This is a genomic window from Variovorax sp. LARHSF232, assembly GCF_052871435.1.
Window position 1 is genome coordinate 342,750 of the sequence record NZ_JBIXJS010000003.1, and the last position, 17,076, is coordinate 359,825.

The window sequence follows — 17,076 nt, forward strand, 5'->3', positions numbered from 1 at the left end:
TCCTTCTTGTAGGCCCGTTGTCACGGGACGATCCGGGTTCCGGCGGTGCCCTGCAGCGCGTCGTGCAGGCACTCGATGGAGGTGATGATCACTTCGGTGCCGCCGCCGTCCAGGTAGTGCAGCGCGGCCTCGATCTTGGGGCCCATGCTGCCGGGCGGGAACTGCCCTTCGGCGTGGTGGCGGCGGGCCTCGGCGGCGGTCATAAGCGCCATCGCGCGCTGGGTCGGCTTACCGAAGTCGAGTGCCACGCGATCGACGCCGGTCAGCATCACCAGCGACTGGGCGCCCAGCGCGACGGCCAGCATCGCGCTGGTCAGGTCCTTGTCGATCACGGCCGAGACGCCGTGGTAGCAGCCGTGCGCGTCGCGCGTGACCGGAATGCCTCCGCCGCCGACGGTGATGGGAATCACGTCCGCCGCCAGCAAGGCTTCCATCGCCCCCAGCTCGACGATGCGCTTGGGCTGCGGCGAGGGCACCACGCGCCGGTAGCCGCGGCCCGAATCCTCGACAAAGCGCCAGTCCTGCTCGCGCGTGAGCTTCTCGGCTTCCTCCTGGCTGAAGAAACGGCCGACCGGCTTGGTCGGGTTGGCAAAGCCGGGGTCGTTGGCGTCCACCTCGACCTGCGTGATGATGGCGCCGACCTCCATGTCCACGCCGTGTTCGTGCAGCACATTGGCCAGGGTCTGCTGCAGCATGTAGCCGATGCCGCCCTGCGAGTGCGCAACGCACACGTCCATCGGCATCGGAGGCAGCTCGTTGGCGGTGCGCGCCATGCGGAACAGGATGTTGCCCACCACCGGCCCGTTGCCGTGCGTGACGACGATCTTGAAGCCGTCCTGCACGATGCGCGCGAGATGCTCGCAGGCCTGCGCCATCAACGAGATCTGTTCCGAGGCCAGGCCCTTGATGTTGGGCGGGTAAGCGGCGTTGCCGCCAAAGGCAATGACGACGCGGCGCTGGGCGGCCCGCAAATCGCGCTGCGCGGCGATGGCGTCTATCCGGCTGTTCATCACTTCACCGCTTCCAGCGAAGGTTGCTCCACGCGCGCCGCGGCGCGCTGCCCGATCTCGCCGGCCATGCGCGCGGCGGCGGTGCTGCTGGGCAGCATCAGCGCCCCGGCCTCGCGCAGGCACGCCTGCTGGGCCGACAGCCGCTGCGGGTCGCGTTCGGTGCCGCACACGAAGGTCACCACCGACAGATGCCGTCCCGCCTGCGCGCACGCTGCCTTGGCGCTGGCAATGGCCGGCGCCAGCGCGCCGGCGGGGTCCTCGTGGCCGGCGTAGCCCAGCACCACGTCCAGCACGATCACCGCGGTGGCCGGATCGGCCGCCTCGCGCGCGATGTGTTCCAGCCGGGCGTTCGGGTCGATCATGGGATGCGGGCGGCCGACGGTGTATTGGTCGTCGCCCAGGTCGATGGCCTCGTGCCCGTCCTGCACGCGCAGGCCGAGCCGGCTCCAGAGGATCTGCGCCTCCGAGGCGAAGGTGCCGCCCGAATAGAGGCCCCGCACCGCATGCTGGCCGCGCGCCAAGCGCTGCGCCTCGGCCTGAGCCGCGCGCACCGATTCCTCGCTTTGCCGCGACGCCGCGAAGGGCTTGCCCTCGAGCAGCGCAACGGCGCCCGCGGCTGCATCGAAGAGCGTGCTCACCACGACGATGTTCGGCGGCAGCTGGCGCGCCGGCGGTTCGGCGCCGAGGAAGAGGACCACGGCCGGCTTGTCCACCGCCTCCAGCTGCTCGAAGATGCGCGCGGCCACCTCGGGCGCCGGCGGCTTGGAGACGATGCCGATCACGCGCGTGGCCGGGTCGGCGGCCAGGAGGTCGATCGCCTGGCGCATGGTGGTGCCGCCGATCTCGGCATACACGTCGCGCCCACCGGTGCCGATCGCGTGGCGGATGCCCTGGCCCAGCTTGTCGATCTGGCTGCTCACTTCCTGCAGGCCCGTGCCGGATGCGCCCACCAGTCCGATGGCGCCGTCCTGCACCACGTTCGCGAAGCCCAGCGGCGTGCCGCGGATGATGGCGGTGCCGCAATCGGGCCCCATCACCAGCAGGCCCTTGCGCGCCGCCAATTCCTTGAGCGCGCGCTCCTGCTCCAGCGGCACGTTGTCGCTGAACAGGAAGACGTGCATGCCGTTGCGCAGCGCCTTCATGGCCTCGCCCGCCGCGTAGGGGCCGGGCACCGAGATCTGCGCCAGCACCGCGTCGCAGCGGGTGCGTGCCATGGCGATGGAGCGCAGCGGCAGCTTGGCGGCCTCGGCGCCGCCAGACTCAGCTTGGTCCTTGCGCTGCGTGCCTTCGAGCTGCGATGCGACCTCGGCAAGCGCCGCATCGAGCTGCTCGCTGTCCGCCTCGACGCTGATCATCACATCGCCGGGGCGCGCGGCCTCCAGCGCCGGGTCGAGCAGGCCGGAGGCGGCAAGGATCGCCTTGTTGGCGGGTGTTCCCATCAGCAAGGTCACGCGCTGCACGCCCTCTTGCGCCAGCGCGAGCTGGCCGATGCGCATCAACGCGACTGAATCCTTGTACAGGTTCGGTTTGATAGAGACGGAGACTGGCACGTGATCCCTTTCGTCGGTTCGGTGCAACGGTGGTGTTGTGCGGGCACTGTATGAATTGGGTGCATGGGGTGTCCAGACGGCATCGGATATGTTTAAGATTCACGCCGTGGATAACAGCCTCCGCCTCAGCTCGCTGGATCTCAACCTGCTCGTGGTGTTCGACGCGATCCTGAAAGACCGCAACATCACGGCCGCGGGCAGGCGCATCGGCCTGTCGCAGCCGGCCATGAGCAACGCGCTCGCGCGCCTGCGCAAGACGTTCAACGACCCGCTGTTCGTGCGCACCGGCGGCGGCATGCAGCCCACGCCCTATGCGGAAATGCTCGGCCCACCGATCCAGCGCGCCTGCGAGCTGGTGGCCAATTCGCTGAACATCGACACCACCTTCGAGCCGCTGTCGGCAACCTGCACCTTCAACTTCTACGTCACCGACATCGGCGCAGCCGTGTTCCTGCCCAAGCTGCTCGGCACCATGGTGCAGCGCGCCCCAAATACCAAGGTCAATGTGCTGCGCATTCCGGAATACGGCGAGCAGGCCGCGATGGCCTCGGGCGACGTGGACCTGGCCATCGGGTTTTTCCCCGATCTACGGGCGGGTTTCTATCAACAGCGCCTGTACGTCGACAACTTCGTCTGCCTGCTGCGCGCCGACCATCCCCGCGCGCGCGGCCGCGTCAGCATCGAGCAGTTCACCGGCATGCGGCATGCCGTCATCACTACGCCGGGCACCGGCCACGCGGCGGTGGTGCAGCGCGCGTTTGCGCGGCACCGGCTGCCGGTGGCACTGACCATTCCGCACTTCACCGCCGTGCCGATCATCGTGAGCCAGTCCGACTACGTGGTCACGGTGCCGCGCCGCCTGGCGCTGGCCTTCGCGGAATTCCCGGGCATCAAGATGATCGAGTCGCCCATCAAGATTCCTTCGTTCGAGATCAAGCAGCACTGGCACGAGCGCTATCACCACGATCCGGCCAACCGTTGGATCCGCTCGCTGATCGCCGAACTGCTGGTGCAGTGAGCCGCGAAGGCGGCGGCGCACCGCCCGCCCGCGCGCGCCACTCTATTCACTACATGAATTCGGACTATGCGCCTGGGCAGGCTGCGAACGCCTTGGGCTGGGACTAAATTGCGCTGGCGTTCCACACATATATATATGGAGACAAGCATGCCCGGAAACCGTTCCAGCCGTGTGCGCATTGCGCGCCGGCACCTGATTGCTGCCGTGTGCGGCGCCCTGCTCACCGGCCCGCTGGCAGCAGCGGAGGCCGTGAAGATCGGCCTGGTGACGGCCTTGTCCGGCCAGTCGGCAAAAGCTGGCGAAGCCATCCACCGGGGGCTGTCGATTGCCATCGACGAGATCAACGCCAAGGGCGGCGTGCTGGGCGGCCGCCAACTGCAGCTGGTGCGGCGCGACGACGAAGCCAACCCCGCCAAGGGCCAGGTCGCCGCGCGCGAGCTGATCTTCAAGGAGAAGGTGGCGGTGCTCATCGGCGGTCTCGACACGCCCGTGTCGCTTGCCATCATCCAGATCACCAACGAGCAGAAGGTGCCCTTCATGGGCCCATGGGCCGCGGGCACGCCGATCACCCGCAACGGGGCCAACCCCAACTATGTGTTCCGGGTCTCCGCCGTCGACGAGATCGTGGACCGCGCGATGCTGCAATACGCGCAGAACCGCTACGCCGCCAAGAACCCCGGCGTGATCGTCGTCAACAACCCCTGGGGCGAATCGAACCTGAACGGCCTGCTCGCCGCGCTCAAGGCCAAGGGCCTGAAGCCCGCCGGCGTGGAGAAGTTCGAGGCCAACGACGTGGACGTGACGCCGCAGCTGTCGCGCCTGAAGTCGGCCGGCGCCGACGCGCTGCTGATGGTGGGCAATGTCGGCCCGTCGGCGCAGGTGGTGAAGTCGCTCGACCGCATGGCCTGGAAGCCGCCGATCGTCTCGCACTGGGGGCCGGCCGGCGGACGCTTCAGCGAGCTCGCGGGGCCGAATGCGAAGGACGTGGTCTTCGTGCAGACCTACAGCTTCTTCGGCAAGCAGACGCCGGTGGGCGACAAGGTGCTCGACGCGCTGAAGAAGAAGTACTCCGACATCAAGGGCCCGGGCGACGTGACGCCCGCGGTGGGCGTGGCCAATGCGTATGACGCAATGCACCTGGTGGCCATGGCCATCGACAAGGCCGGCAGCACCAGCGGCGACGCGATTCGGCAAGGCTTCTACAAGATCGACAAGTACGAAGGATTGATCAAGACCTACAACAAGCCGTTCACGCCGGAGAACCACGACGCCATCAACGAGAACGACTATGTGTGGACCCGCTTCGTGGGCAATGAGATCTTGCCGGTGGATGTGAACGCGAAGTAGGTGATGCGGGTTTCCTTGCCCCTACGCCCTATGGTCATGCAAAGCCAAAAGGTCTAGTCTTCGCGCCGCGGCGCCCGCGTGCGGGCGATCTGCAGCGCAGGGCCGGCGTGTCCGGCTCCGACAACGACAACAAAGGCCTGGGGGCCTCGAGGAGACGCAATGACATCCAAAGGTCTGGCGGCCGCTTGGGCCGCGTGTGCAGTGCTGCTGGCTTCCTGCGGCGGGGGCAGCGGTGGCGGAGGCGCCGGATCGGGCGTCAGCGCCGGCAGCGCGAAAAGCAGCGCCGAGAGCGACACCGCGCAGCAGGCGAGCACCGTGCGCCTGCGCGTGCTGTCGAGCGCGCCCGAGCACGTCTCGGGCGGCGATGCGCGCATCGAGGTGCGCGCCGCGCCGGGCCTGCGCGACAAGCTGGAACTATGGCTCAACGGCATGCGCCTCGATGTGGCGCTCGCCGAAACCGCGGCCGGCCTCGAAGGCGTGATCAGCGGCCTGAAGGTGGGTGCCAACACGCTGGAGGTGCGCCATCGCAGCGACAGCGGCCAGCCGCGCGACCAGCTCACCCTGACCAACTACCCGATCACGGGCCCGATGTTCACCGGGCCGCAGCAGACGCCCTTCGTCTGCACCACGATCCAGGGGGCAGTGGGCAAGCAGCCGCTGGTGGACAGCGCCTCGCCGCCGGGCTACCCGGTGCGCGATGCCCAGGCCACCCTGCTGGGCTACAGCCGCGACTGCTCGATCGCCACCTTCGTGAGCTACCAGTACCGCAGCACGGCGGGCGGGCTCAAGCCACTGCCGGCCGACGGCTCGCGGCCGTCCGACATGGCCCAGGCGACGCTGGCGGACGGGCGCACGGTGGACTTCGTCGTGCGCCGCGAAATCGGCAGCATCAACCGTTTCCTCTACAGCATCGCGATGCTCGCGCCCATGCCGGCGGCCGACAACGGCACGCAGACCGACACCTCGCTGTGGAACGGCAAGCTCTTGTATTGGTTCCAGGGCGGCGTGGCCATCGGCCACAGCCAGGGCACGGTGCATGGCGGCTCGATGAACCTCGACGTGCTCGGCCGTGGCTGGGCCATCGTGCACTCCAGTGGCAACAACACCGGCACGCACTACAACATGAACCTGGCCGGCGAGACCGCGATGATGACCAAGGAGCGCTTCGTCGAGCGCTATGGCGTGCCGGTCTACACCGTCGGCCTGGGCGGCTCGGGCGGCGCCATCCAGCAGTACATGATCGCGCAGAACAACCCGGGCGTGCTCGACGGCCTGCTGCCGGTGCAGAGCTACCCCGACATGGTCACGCAGACCCTCCACGTGGGCGACTGCGAGCTGCTGGAGCACTACATGGACGCGACCGACCGCACCAACGGCAAGTGGCGCGTGACCAAGAACCGCAGCTGGCTGGTGGGCATGAACGCCGAGGAGAACCCCGAAGGCGGCCCCAACCCGCGCGTGAACGATGCGCTCGCGCCGCTGAAGACCGCGCTGGGCTACAGCACCGCCAAGGGCTCGACCGAATGCGTGCCGGCCTGGCGCGGCCTCACGCCGCTGACGCTGAACCCCTGGTACGGCCAGGCGCCCAACCAGCAGCTGTACGAGCCGCAGAGCGACATCGCGGCCATCCGCTGGACCCACTACGACGACCTGCGCAACGTGTACGGCGTGGACGCCACCGGCGCGGCGCGCGTCACCTGGGACAACGTGGGCGTGCAGTACGGCCTGAAGTCCCTGCGCGCGGGCCACATCACCATGGACGAGTTCGTGCACCTGAACTGGCACGTGGGCGGCTGGAAACACCCCAGCGACATGGTGCAGGAGGGCTTCCCCTTCTTCGGCACCACGCCGGCCGAGGTCAACAAGGCGCTCACCGTGCCCGGCTACTTCGACCCCTGGAGCGTGCGCAACATGCGCCTGGCCACGTCGGCCGATGCGCCGGCGCCGCGCACCGCGGGCGACCCGATCGCGATGCGCGCCGCCTACACCTCGGGCCATGTGTTCACCGGCCGGCTGGACGTACCGGCCATCGACCACCGCCAGTACATGGAGCGCGAGCTGGACATGCACAACAGCCACCAGTCCTTCGCCGTGCGCCAGCGCGTGCTGCAGAGCATGGGCAGCAGCGACAACCTGGTCGTGTGGTTCACCGACACCACGCCCGGCGTGCCCAAGGCCAGCCAGTCGATGCAGGCACTCGACGTGATGGACCAGTGGCTTGCCAACATGCGCAACAACCCCGCAGGCGGCATCACGGGCAACAAGCCGGCCGACGCGGTGGATGCCTGCTTCAACCTGCAGGGCCAGCGCATGAGCGCCGGGTCCGGCGTGTGGGCCGGCATCCTGGACAGCCAGTCGGCGGGCGCCTGTACGCAGGCCTTCCCGCTCTACGGCACCTCGCGCACCGTGGCTGGTGCGCCCATCGAGGGCGGCATCTACCGCTGCGCGCTCAAGCCGGTGGAGCAGGCCCTGGCGGATGGCACCTATGGCAATTCGGCGCCCAGTGCACAGCAGGTCGAACAGCTCAAGCGCATTTTTCCGGCAGGGGTGTGCGACTACGCGCGGCCGGATCAGGCGCGGCCTGCTGCCGGGTAAGCAGCGCCGAATCGAGCGGGCCGGCTTCGTCGCTGCTAGTCGATGAAAAGCAGCGCTGGCGACTCCAGCGCCGCCCGCACCGCCTGCACAAAGCCGGCCGCGCACTGGCCGTCGATGACGCGGTGGTCGAAGGAGCATGACAGGTTCATCATGCTGCGGGGCAGCATCGCGCCGTCGCGCACGACCGGCCGCAGCACGATGCGGTTGACCCCCACGATCGCCACCTCGGGCAGGTTGATGATCGGTGTGGAAGCGATGCCGCCCAGAGCCCCCAGGCTGGTGATGGTGATGGTGGAGCCGCTCAGCTCGTCGCGCGTTGCATGGCCGGCGCGCGCGGCGGCGGCCAGTCGCGCGATCTCGGCCGCGCTGGACCACGGGTCGCGCGCCTCGGCATGGCGCAGCACCGGCACCATGAGGCCGGCCTCGGTCTGGGTGGCGATGCCCACGTGCATTGCGCCGTGGCGCGTGAGCACGCCGGCCTCGTCGTCGAAGCGACCATTGACCTGGGGATAGCGCTGCACCGCCAGCACCAGGGCGCGCACCAGCAGGGGCAGCAGCGTCAGGTGCGGGCGCTCGCCGTCCCACCGCTCGTTGAGCTGCGCGCGCAGGCGCTCCACTTCACCGACGTCGACTTCCTCGACGTAGGTGAAATGCGGGATGCGGCGCGCCGACTCCTGGGTGCGCTGCGCGATGCGTCGGCGCACGCCGGTGATGGGCACGGCCTCTTCGTCGTGGCGCTCCACGCCGCGCAGCGCGCTCGCGCAGGGCTGCTGCGGCGCACTCTGTACGCCGGGATGGCGGGCCTGCCAGGCGTCGAGGTCGGCCTGGACGATGCGGCCGGCGGTGCCGCTGGCGGGTATCTGCCGCAGGTCGACGCCGAGCTCCCATGCGCGGCGCCGCACGGCGGGCGAGGCGATGGGGCGCTCGCCCGGCTGCGCGGGCGCGGGCTTGACGGCTGAAGTGGCGGGCGGGCGCACTGGTGCTGGCGCCGGCGCCAGCGTGGGCCCGGCCTTCTGCGTGCCAGCCACCTCCACGTTGCCGCCCCCCTCCACCTCGAGGCGAATCAGCTCCGCACCCACCGCGATCAGCTGCCCCACCGTGCCCCCCAGCGAGAGCACCTTGCCGGCGACCGGCGAGGGAAGCTCGACGGTGGCCTTGTCGGTCATCACGTCGGCCAGTACCTGGTCTTCCGCCACCGGATCGCCCGGCTGGACCCGCCAGGCGACCAGCTCCACTTCGGCGATGCCTTCGCCGATGTCCGGCACTTTGATCGCAAGCTCGCCCATTCGCTCAGTCCTCCATCACGCGCCGGAAGGCGGCGCCGACGCGCGCCGGGCCGGGGAAGTAGGCCCACTCCTGCGCATGCGGATAGGGCGTGTCCCAGCCGGCCACGCGCTCGATCGGCGCCTCGAGGTGGTAGAAGCAGTGCTCCTGCACCAGCGCCGTCAGCTCGGCGCCGAAGCCGCTGGTGCGCGTGGCCTCGTGCACGATCACGCAGCGGCCGGTCTTCTTGACCGAGTCCACCAACGTGGGCAGGTCCAGCGGCCACAGGCTGCGCAGGTCGATGATCTCCACATCGATGCCGGTCTCGCGCGCCGCCGCCTCGCAGACGAAGACCATGGTGCCGTAGGTGATGGCCGTGAGCGCGCTGCCGGGCCGGAACACCGTGGCCGACTCCAGCGGCACCGTGTAGTAGCCCTCGGGCACCTCGCCCAGCGGATGCTGGGACCAGGGCACCAGCGGCTGGTCGTGGTGGCCGTCGAAGGGGCCGTTGTAGAGGCGCTTGGGCTCCAGGAAGATCACCGGGTCGTCGTTCTCGATCGAGGCGATCAGCAGGCCTTTGGCGTCGCGCGGATTCGAGGGCATCACCGTGCGCAGCCCGCAGACATGGGTGAACAGCACCTCCGGGCTCTGGCTGTGCGTCTGCCCGCCGTAGATGCCGCCGCCGCAGGGCATGCGGATGGTGATGGGCGCGAAGAAGTCGCCGGCCGAGCGAAAGCGCAGCCGCGCCGCCTCCGACACGATCTGGTCGTAGGCCGGGTAGAAGTAGTCGGCGAACTGCACCTCCACCACCGGCCTGAGGCCGTAGGCCCCCATGCCGATGGCCGAGCCGACGATGCCGCCCTCGGAGATCGGCGCATCGAACACGCGCGAGCGGCCGTACTTGGCCTGCAGGCCTTCGGTCACGCGGAACACGCCGCCGAAGTAGCCCACGTCCTGGCCGTAGATCACGACGTTGTCGTCGCGCGCGAGCATCAGGTCCATGGCCGAGCGCAGCGCCTGGATCATGGTCATGGCGGGCATTGCTTCAACCTTTCTGGAACTGCGAGAGCTGGCGGCGCTGTTCCTGCAGGTGCGGCGGCACGCGCTGGTAGACATCCTCGAACATGGCCGCGGCGCTGTGCAGGTGGCCGTCGGCCAGCGAGCCGTAGCGCTCGGCCTCCTTCAGCGCCGCGCTTACCTGGGCTTCGAGCTCGGCTTGCGTCTTCTCGTGCTCCTCCTCGGACCAGGCGCCGATGCCGCGCAGGTGCTGCGCCAGGCGCGCAATTGGATCGCCGAGCGGGAAGTGCTGCCAGTCGTCGGCCGGCCGGTAGCGCGAGGGATCGTCCGAGGTGGAATGCGCGCCCGCGCGGTAGGTGACCCATTCGATCAGGGACGGCCCCAGGTTGCTGCGCGCGCGCTCGGCCGCCCAGCGCGAAGCGGCCAGCACGGCGAGCCAATCGTTGCCGTCCACGCGCAGCGACGCGATGCCGCATCCGACACCGCGTGCGGCGAAGGTGGTGGCCTCGCCGCCGGCGATGGCCTGGAAGGTCGAGATCGCCCACTGGTTGTTGACCACATTGAGGATCACCGGCGCGCGGTACACGTGCGCGAAGGTCAGCGCGGTGTGGAAGTCGGACTCGGCGGTGGCGCCGTCGCCGATCCAGGCCGATGCGATCCGGGTGTCGCCCTTGATGGCCGAGGCCATGCCCCAGCCCACCGCCTGGATGAACTGCGTGGCCAGGTTGCCTGAGACCGAGAAGAAGCCGGCGCGCTTCATCGAATAGCACACCGGCAGCTGCCGTCCCTTGAGCGGGTCGCGCTCGTTGGACAACAGCTCGCAGATCATGTCCACCATCGAGACGTCGTTGCGGGCCAGCAGCAGGCCCTGCTGGCGGTAGGTGGGAAAGCACATGTCGCCCTGCGCAAGCGCCAGCGCATGGCCGGTGGCGACGGCTTCCTCGCCCAGGCACTGGATGTAGAAGGAGATCTTCTTCTGCCGCTGGGCGATCAGCATGCGGGCGTCGAAGACCCGCGTCTTCATCATCGCGACCAGGCCGCGGCGCAGCAGCGCGGCATCGGCCTCGGGCACCCAGGGGCCGACCGCCCGGCCCTCCTCGTCGAGCACGCGCACCAGGGTGTAGGCCAGGTCGCTGGTGTCGGCCGGAGCGGCCTCCACCGGTGGCCGCCGCACTTCGCCGGCGCGCGAGAGATGCAGGTAGGAGAAATCGGTCTCGCGGCCCGGCCGCCCGGTGGGCTCCGGCACATGCAGACGAAGAGGGGTGGCGCCCTGGCTCATCGCGTTGTCTCCCGAGCTCGTTGTTGTCGCTTGCAAGGCAAAGCCTAGCGAAATTCGCGCGTTCGCGCAGCCGGGCAACCGCGCGAGTTCCCATTGACACCCGGCGGCCGAGCGGCCCCGCACCGATGGCCACAGGGTTGGCTGCGTGCGACCGACACCGAAAAGGGCGTTTGAACTTACTATCCTCCAAAAGCAAGGTTGCTCCCTACTCTGACTGCGACAAGGAGAATGCGATGACCATAGTCACTGGCTTGTTCAAGGACAAGGACAGCGCGGAGCTCGCTTTCCAGTTCGTTGTCGATCTGGGCTACGACAAAAGCGATGTCAATGTGGTCATGTCCGACGAAGTTCGCCAACGATACTTTCTCGCCCACAACCCGACCACAGATGATCCAGATGCGACTGATCTGGAAGAGAAGGCCGCCGCAGGAGATATCAACAACCCAGCGAACAACACGTGGGGTGGTCCGGTGGGTGGGACGGTTGGCACGCTTGCACCCGTAGTTGCAGCTGTGGGCGTGCTACTGATTCCTGGCTTCGGGATAGCTGCCGGGCCGTTGGCCATATCACTGATAGCTTCCGCAGCGACTGGTGTAGCGATCGGCCTCATGGGAATACTCAAGAATTGGGGCATTCCGGACTCGCGCGTCGAGCAGTACGAAGTCGGACTCCGTGCAGGCGGCATTCTGCTTGGAGTGAAAGCGCACTCCGACGCAGATGCCTTGCAAATCCAGCAACGTTGGCAAGAAAGCGGTGGAGAACACATTCATTCGTAGGCCCCTGAGCCATCGCGCTGGCAGTCACCTCGAAGGGCCACCCGATTTCCTTGTCCCGGAACCGCTACACAACTACGAATCGAACTTGGCCGCAAACGCCAACACCGCCTTCTCAAACGCCTCAGCCGGCGGATGCGTGATCCCCGCCCCGATCATCCCGATCCCCGGCTCCTTGTGCGCAATCGCCGTGCTGATCACCGGCAGGATGCCCGTCTGCACCACCTTGCACACATCGATGCCGGTCGCAATGCCGCGGAAATCCAGCAGCGGAATGGTCACGTTGGGGTTGGTCGTCGTCGTGATCTCGCCCATGCTCAGCGAATACGCCACCGCGTCATCGGCGGTGCCCCCGATGAGCGCTACGATCGCCGGCGCCGCCGCCATTGCGAAGCCGCCCAGGCCATAGGTCTCGGTGATGGCGCTGTCGCCGATGTCCAAGCCTGAATCCTCCGGCTTGTAGCCCGCAAACATTGGCCCGATCACTGGTTGCGCCGGGCCGGTGAACCAGGTGTTGCCGGCCATGCCGCTGACGCGGATGCCGAACTCCACGCCGTTGCGGCACATGGTGGTGACCACCGTGCTGCCCTCGACGCCGTGCGCCGCATCGAGCGCGCATTTGCACAGCACCATCCAGGTCGGCCCCGAGAAGTAGTCGCTGCTGGCCACGAAGTCGAAGACCTCGCGCTTTTGCGCCGTGGGAAAGTCAGTCTCCAGGATGTAGGGCGCCAGCTTCTGGATGAGGAGGCAGGTGCCGGCGTTGTTGCGGTTGTGGCACTCGTCGCCCATGTGCAGCGCCTGCGACAGCATCAGGCGCAGGTCGATCTCGCCGGCCTTGTCCATCGCCGCGGCGAGGATGGGGCCGAGCACGTCGCGCATCCAGTTCAGCCGCTCAATCACGCTGGCGTCGTTCGCGCCCATGCGCAATATCTTCGCCATCTGCTCGCTCAGGTTCGTGTAGGCCACGTTGCCGTAGGTGCGGTTTCTCACCACGTGCACGTACATCGACGCGGAGGTCACGCCGGCCATGGAGCCGACGCAGTCGTGCTCGTTGCAGGGCGAGAAGGCGATGTCGCCCGACGCGGCCACGCGCGCCGCTTCGTCCAGATCCCTGGCCAGACCTTCGAACACCAGTGCGCCGGTGACCGCGCCCTTCATCGCGCCGTTCATGCGCTCCCAGCTGATCGGCGGGCCTGAATGCAGGATGGTCGTCTTCGTCATGCCCGGAACGACGTCGATGGCGCGTGCGAATCCCACCAGCATGGGCTGCGAGGTGACGATGCGCCGCACCGCCTCCTCGTTGGCCGCGGCGATGCGTGCCGCTGCTTCGGGGCTGGCCAGGCGGTCCAGCGCCGCGATGACCTCGGGCTTGCCGCCGCCCGGCGGGCGCCAGTCGACGTGGGCCACGGGCGCACCCTGCCGGAGGATGTCCCCCTTGAAGAACTCGATGCCGACGTTGATGGCGCTGACGCCTTCTTCAAACAACTGGTGGATGCGACTCATGGCTGTGCGCCCTTCTTCGTGACAAAGCCGCGTGCCAGCAGGCCCGCGTTGGTACAGCTGCTGGCCAGCGTGACGCCCGCATCCGTGAGCTTGCGGGTCTGCTCGCCCAGCGACGGCGTGTCGTGCTCGGTGCCGAGCACATACGCCAATATCTCCAGGTGCCGGCCTTCGCGCCGGGCGAGCGCCTGGCCCTCCAGGATCGCCGGCAAGGTGACGCCCACCGGGTCTTCGTGCGCGCCAAAGCCCAGGATGAAGTCCAGCACGATCACGCCCACCGAAGGGTCGCGCGCCTCTTGCAGCAACCGTTCGATGCGCAGCGACGGGTCGATCATCGGGTGCGGCCTGCCACGGGTGAACTCGTCGTCGCCAAAGTCGATAAAGCTGTGCGCGCGGCTGCGGCCCGCATCCTCCAGGCGGTGCGCCGGGTCTTTGGCGATGTTGCTGTAGACATTGGGCAAGGTCTCGCGGGCGATGAGCGACAACTCCTCGCACAGCGTGCCGCCACACATCAACCCTCGGATGTACTGCTGCTGCGGCCCGAGCTTGGCGCGCACCTCCTCGATCAGCGGCAGGTTGAGTGCGCGCTTGTTGATCTCGCTTTCCTTCTGGCCGCCCAGGATCACGGCCTTGAGCGCCGCTTCCTTGGTGGTGCGCGCAAAGTGCCCGCCGGCCTGCGTGACCGGGGCCTGCGAGCCGCCCAGGAAACACACGACCACCGGTTTGCCGCATTCCGCAACGGCGGCGAGCACTTTCTTTTCGACGCTCTTGGCCGGCGGCTTGGACACCAGCACGATCACCTCGGTGGCCGGGTCGTTGGCCAGCGCGCGCATGCCGTCGAGCATCATGATCCCGCCCACGGCCTCGCTCAGGTCGCGCCCGCCGGTGCCGATCAGCTGTGTGATGCCGCCGCCGAAGTCGTGGATGCGCACGCTCAGCTCCTGGCTGCCGGTGCCCGACGCGCCCACGATGCCGATGTTGCCGCGCCGCACCGCATTGGCGAAGCACAGGCCGACGCCGCCCAGGATCGCGGTGCCGCAGTCCGGCCCCATCAGCAGCAGGCCCTTGTCGTGCGCGGCCTGCTTGAGCGCGATTTCGTCCTCGATGCCCATGTTGTCGCTGAACAGCAGCACGTGCAGGTCCCTGTCGAGCGCCGCCCTGGCTTCGCGTGCCGCGTATTCGCCCGGCACGGAGATGATCGCCAGGTTGGCGCCGGCCACGTTCTCGGCCGCGCTGGCCAGCGTGGCATAGCGGATCTCGCTGCCGGCGCCACCGCGAGGCTTGTCGCGCTTGTCCAGCAACTTCGCGACTTCGCCCAGCGCGCTTTCGCAGCGCGCGTCGCTCGCGGCCTTGACCACGATCAGCAGGTCGCCGTTGCCCGCGGCATCGACCTCGGGCGTGAACAGGCCGACGTTGCGCAGCACGCCCTTGTTCATCTCCGTGCCCATGGCGACCACGGCTTGCTCGATGCCTTCGATCTGGTTCGCCCTGGTCGACAGGGACATCAGCGAGACGGAATCGAAGTACGTGTTCTTCCGAACGATCACCTTGACTGGCATGAGCGCCTTCCTTCGTGTGAGATGTTGAGTTCGAGGCCGCAGCGGACCCCGGCGACGATGTCGGTGCCCGAGGTGGACCCGATCGCGAGCACCCGCCGCAGCGCCGGCCCAAGTTCCCCCGGCGCGCCGTACATGAGGTGGCCGATGAGCGACGCGATGGTTTCTCGCACCCGGCCGCGGGCGGCCTGGGTCAGCGCCGCAAGGCTGATTGCATGGGTGGATCGTTCGGCGCCGGCCAGCACCTCGGCGCCGCCGCCCAGCCAGCCGCAGCACGGGCTTGCGGAGATGTTCAGCACCGCGAAAAGCCCGACCAGAAAATCGTCGCCGGATGGCGTGAGGCCCGGGCCCAGTCCGAACAGGCTGCTCGCATGCTTGCGCGCGGCCGCATGGTCGCCGTGCGCCAGCGCATCGGACAGCTGGGCTGAGCGCTGTGCCAGCGTGTCCGCCACGGCCAACTCGAATGCGCTTCCGCCGCGCGGCGGCGCGAGCATGCCGCCGGCCGCGCCCAAACGATCGAGCTGCGCCTGCAGCCAGCGCAGGTTGGCTCGCAGCCGGATCGTCTTGAGGGGATAGGCAGGCAAGGCGCATTCCCATGGGGATGCGTCCGACAGCTCGATCCAAAGCCGCTCGCCAACCTGTATGCCCGCCGCATCGCCCCGGACGGCGTCCCCTTCGGTGATGCCCGATCCGCCGAAACCCGACAGGCGGACGATGACCGTGTTCGGCGCGCTGTCGAGACCGCGGCAGGCCAGCGTGAACAGCTCGCCGCCCTGCTGCTCGATGTTCACCACGCGCTCGAACACGCTGTGCACGCGCCCGTGAAATCCCTCGCGTTGCAGCGCTTGGAGGAAGGCCGTTTCGATGCTCGCTGCGCGCACTTCGCCGGCGCTACGGCACGGCCGTGCGGCGGGTGCTGTCGATGTCGCGCTGGCCATGCCCGCTCCGCTCAAGCCCGATGCGCCACCGCGCCGGCGTTGGATGCGGCGCGGCCCGGCGCGCGCAGTTCCAGCGAGCGAGCGCGGTGCGCAAGGAAGAGCGCATTCGTGGCATCGACGGCCAGCGCTTCCTCGATGGCCGCCAGCGCCTCCTCGTGCCGTGCCAGCGAGCGCAGGCTGTTGGCCGCGTGGAACCAGTAGTCGGCGCGCCGCGGTTGCTGCGCGAGCAGCACCTCCATCTCGGTCAGCGCCTGGTCGTGCCGGTTCAGTTCGCGCAGGTAGTTCGACTTCTGGTAGCGCGCGAACGCCGCGCCGGGCTGCAACGCAATCGCCGCGTCCCACTCGTGCAAGGCCTCCTCGGCAAGCTGCAGCCGGCGCAGGCACTGGGCGATGTAGGCATGGAACTCGATGGCCTTGGGCTCGGCGTCGAGCGCCTGCCGGTACTGGGCGATGCTGTCCTCGAAGCGGCCCAGCTCGCCCAGCAGGTAGCCGCGGTAGTAGTGCAGGTCGAGCGGATCGCACTCGAATCCGCTGTCTTCGCCGAGCATGTCGAGCGCGGCGCCGTACGACTGGCGGCGGATCAGTTCGCGCACGCGGTCCAGCGGCGGCGGCCCCGGCGGATGCGCGCCGGCAACGCAGATGTGCAGCACCAGCGGCTGGTCCTGGGCTTCGGCATGCCAGATCGCCGAGTGCCCGGCCCGGTCGCGCAGGTGGCTGTCCGCGCCGGCCGCCACCAGCGTGGCCACGACGTCGGCGAAGAGCCGCCCGCCATCGCCCAGGATCACCGCCTCCAGCAGCGCCGTCCAGCCCAGGCCATTGAGGTGGTCCGGCGCAAGGCCCGCGTCCAGGCACAGCTGCACCGTGCGCAGGTAGCCCTTCTCCGCGGCCGGCAGCAGCGGGGTGGCGCCGAAACGGTTGAGGCTGTCCAGGTCGGCTCCGCCCTCGATGCTGGTGCGGAATATTGCGTCGAAGCCGTTCGCGCCGGCGTACAGATAGGGCGACAGCTGCGTCTCGTCTCGCGCGTTGACATCGCAGCCGGCCCGGATCAGGCGCTGCGCGAGCACCACGTTGTTGGCCTGCGTGGCGGCCATGAGCGCCGTGCGCCCCCGCGCATCGCGCCAGTCCAGCGGCGCGCTGCCCTTGAGCAGGCGCTCCACCGTGCGCACATCGCCGCGCTCCACGGCCGCCAGCAGTTCATCGCCTTGTTCTTTTTCTTGCATCGCCATGCCT

General features: G+C 68.6%; 13 protein-coding genes. 4 read left to right on the forward strand and 9 right to left on the reverse strand.

All coding sequences use genetic code 11. The features are described 5' to 3' along the window. Positions 1 to 20: 20 nt before the first annotated feature. Entirely contained in the window at positions 21 to 1,010 is a 990-nt protein-coding gene (locus ACIPRI_RS10435) for a carbamate kinase (RefSeq protein ID WP_446621361.1), read from the reverse strand. After that, the gene (gene fdrA, locus ACIPRI_RS10440; protein ID WP_446621362.1) at positions 1,010 to 2,560 is read right to left on the reverse strand and encodes an acyl-CoA synthetase FdrA; all 1,551 of its coding nucleotides are present in this window, start codon (positions 2,558 to 2,560) and stop codon (positions 1,010 to 1,012) included. Before fdrA (ACIPRI_RS10440) ends, ACIPRI_RS10435 begins: the two co-directional genes overlap by 1 nt. A gap of 106 nt (positions 2,561 to 2,666) precedes the next feature. Between fdrA (ACIPRI_RS10440) and ACIPRI_RS10445 the strand changes: the two genes are divergently transcribed. From ACIPRI_RS10445 to ACIPRI_RS10455, 3 genes are all read left to right on the forward strand, one after another. After that, the gene (locus ACIPRI_RS10445) at positions 2,667 to 3,578 is read left to right on the forward strand and encodes a LysR family transcriptional regulator (protein WP_446621363.1); all 912 of its coding nucleotides are present in this window, start codon (positions 2,667 to 2,669) and stop codon (positions 3,576 to 3,578) included. Positions 3,579 to 3,725: 147 nt separating this feature from the next. Then, positions 3,726 to 4,925, forward strand: coding sequence for an ABC transporter substrate-binding protein (locus ACIPRI_RS10450; RefSeq protein ID WP_446621364.1), 1,200 nt, complete (start codon positions 3,726 to 3,728; stop codon positions 4,923 to 4,925). Between the two features lie 159 nt (positions 4,926 to 5,084). Then, entirely contained in the window at positions 5,085 to 7,520 is a 2,436-nt protein-coding gene (locus tag ACIPRI_RS10455; RefSeq protein ID WP_446621365.1) for a DUF6351 family protein, read from the forward strand. A 35-nt stretch (positions 7,521 to 7,555) separates the two neighbouring features. On the opposite strand, the gene ACIPRI_RS10460 is transcribed toward ACIPRI_RS10455, so the two are convergent. Genes ACIPRI_RS10460 through ACIPRI_RS10470 form a run of 3 tightly spaced genes read right to left on the reverse strand, consistent with a single transcriptional unit; the run spans position 7,556 to position 11,079 of the window. Next, the gene (locus ACIPRI_RS10460) at positions 7,556 to 8,806 is read right to left on the reverse strand and encodes a dihydrolipoamide acetyltransferase family protein (protein ID WP_446621366.1); all 1,251 of its coding nucleotides are present in this window, start codon (positions 8,804 to 8,806) and stop codon (positions 7,556 to 7,558) included. Between the two features lie 4 nt (positions 8,807 to 8,810). Next, positions 8,811 to 9,824 (reverse strand): alpha-ketoacid dehydrogenase subunit beta, encoded by a 1,014-nt coding sequence (locus ACIPRI_RS10465; RefSeq protein WP_446621367.1) that lies wholly within the window; start codon positions 9,822 to 9,824, stop codon positions 8,811 to 8,813. Positions 9,825 to 9,828: 4 nt separating this feature from the next. Next, positions 9,829 to 11,079 carry a thiamine pyrophosphate-dependent enzyme gene (locus tag ACIPRI_RS10470; RefSeq protein ID WP_446621368.1) on the reverse strand — a complete coding sequence of 417 codons (1,251 nt, stop codon included), beginning with the start codon at positions 11,077 to 11,079 and terminating at the stop codon, positions 9,829 to 9,831. A gap of 233 nt (positions 11,080 to 11,312) precedes the next feature. Between ACIPRI_RS10470 and ACIPRI_RS10475 the strand changes: the two genes are divergently transcribed. After that, the gene (locus tag ACIPRI_RS10475) at positions 11,313 to 11,855 is read left to right on the forward strand and encodes a hypothetical protein (RefSeq protein WP_446621369.1); all 543 of its coding nucleotides are present in this window, start codon (positions 11,313 to 11,315) and stop codon (positions 11,853 to 11,855) included. Between the two features lie 72 nt (positions 11,856 to 11,927). Here the strand turns inward: ACIPRI_RS10475 and ACIPRI_RS10480 are convergent, their stop codons facing one another. Genes ACIPRI_RS10480 through ACIPRI_RS10495 form a run of 4 tightly spaced genes read right to left on the reverse strand, consistent with a single transcriptional unit; the run spans position 11,928 to position 17,072 of the window. Next, complete coding sequence (locus tag ACIPRI_RS10480) at positions 11,928 to 13,355, reverse strand: oxamate carbamoyltransferase subunit AllG family protein (protein ID WP_446621370.1); 1,428 nt, start codon at positions 13,353 to 13,355, stop codon at positions 11,928 to 11,930. Then, positions 13,352 to 14,911 (reverse strand): acyl-CoA synthetase FdrA, encoded by a 1,560-nt coding sequence (gene fdrA, locus ACIPRI_RS10485; protein ID WP_446621371.1) that lies wholly within the window; start codon positions 14,909 to 14,911, stop codon positions 13,352 to 13,354. The genes ACIPRI_RS10480 and fdrA (ACIPRI_RS10485) overlap by 4 nt, the downstream gene beginning before the upstream one ends. Then, the gene (locus ACIPRI_RS10490) at positions 14,896 to 15,846 is read right to left on the reverse strand and encodes a DUF2877 domain-containing protein (RefSeq protein ID WP_446621372.1); all 951 of its coding nucleotides are present in this window, start codon (positions 15,844 to 15,846) and stop codon (positions 14,896 to 14,898) included. Before ACIPRI_RS10490 ends, fdrA (ACIPRI_RS10485) begins: the two co-directional genes overlap by 16 nt. Positions 15,847 to 15,857: 11 nt before the next feature. After that, the gene (locus ACIPRI_RS10495) at positions 15,858 to 17,072 is read right to left on the reverse strand and encodes an ankyrin repeat domain-containing protein (protein WP_446621373.1); all 1,215 of its coding nucleotides are present in this window, start codon (positions 17,070 to 17,072) and stop codon (positions 15,858 to 15,860) included. Positions 17,073 to 17,076 lie beyond the last annotated feature (4 nt).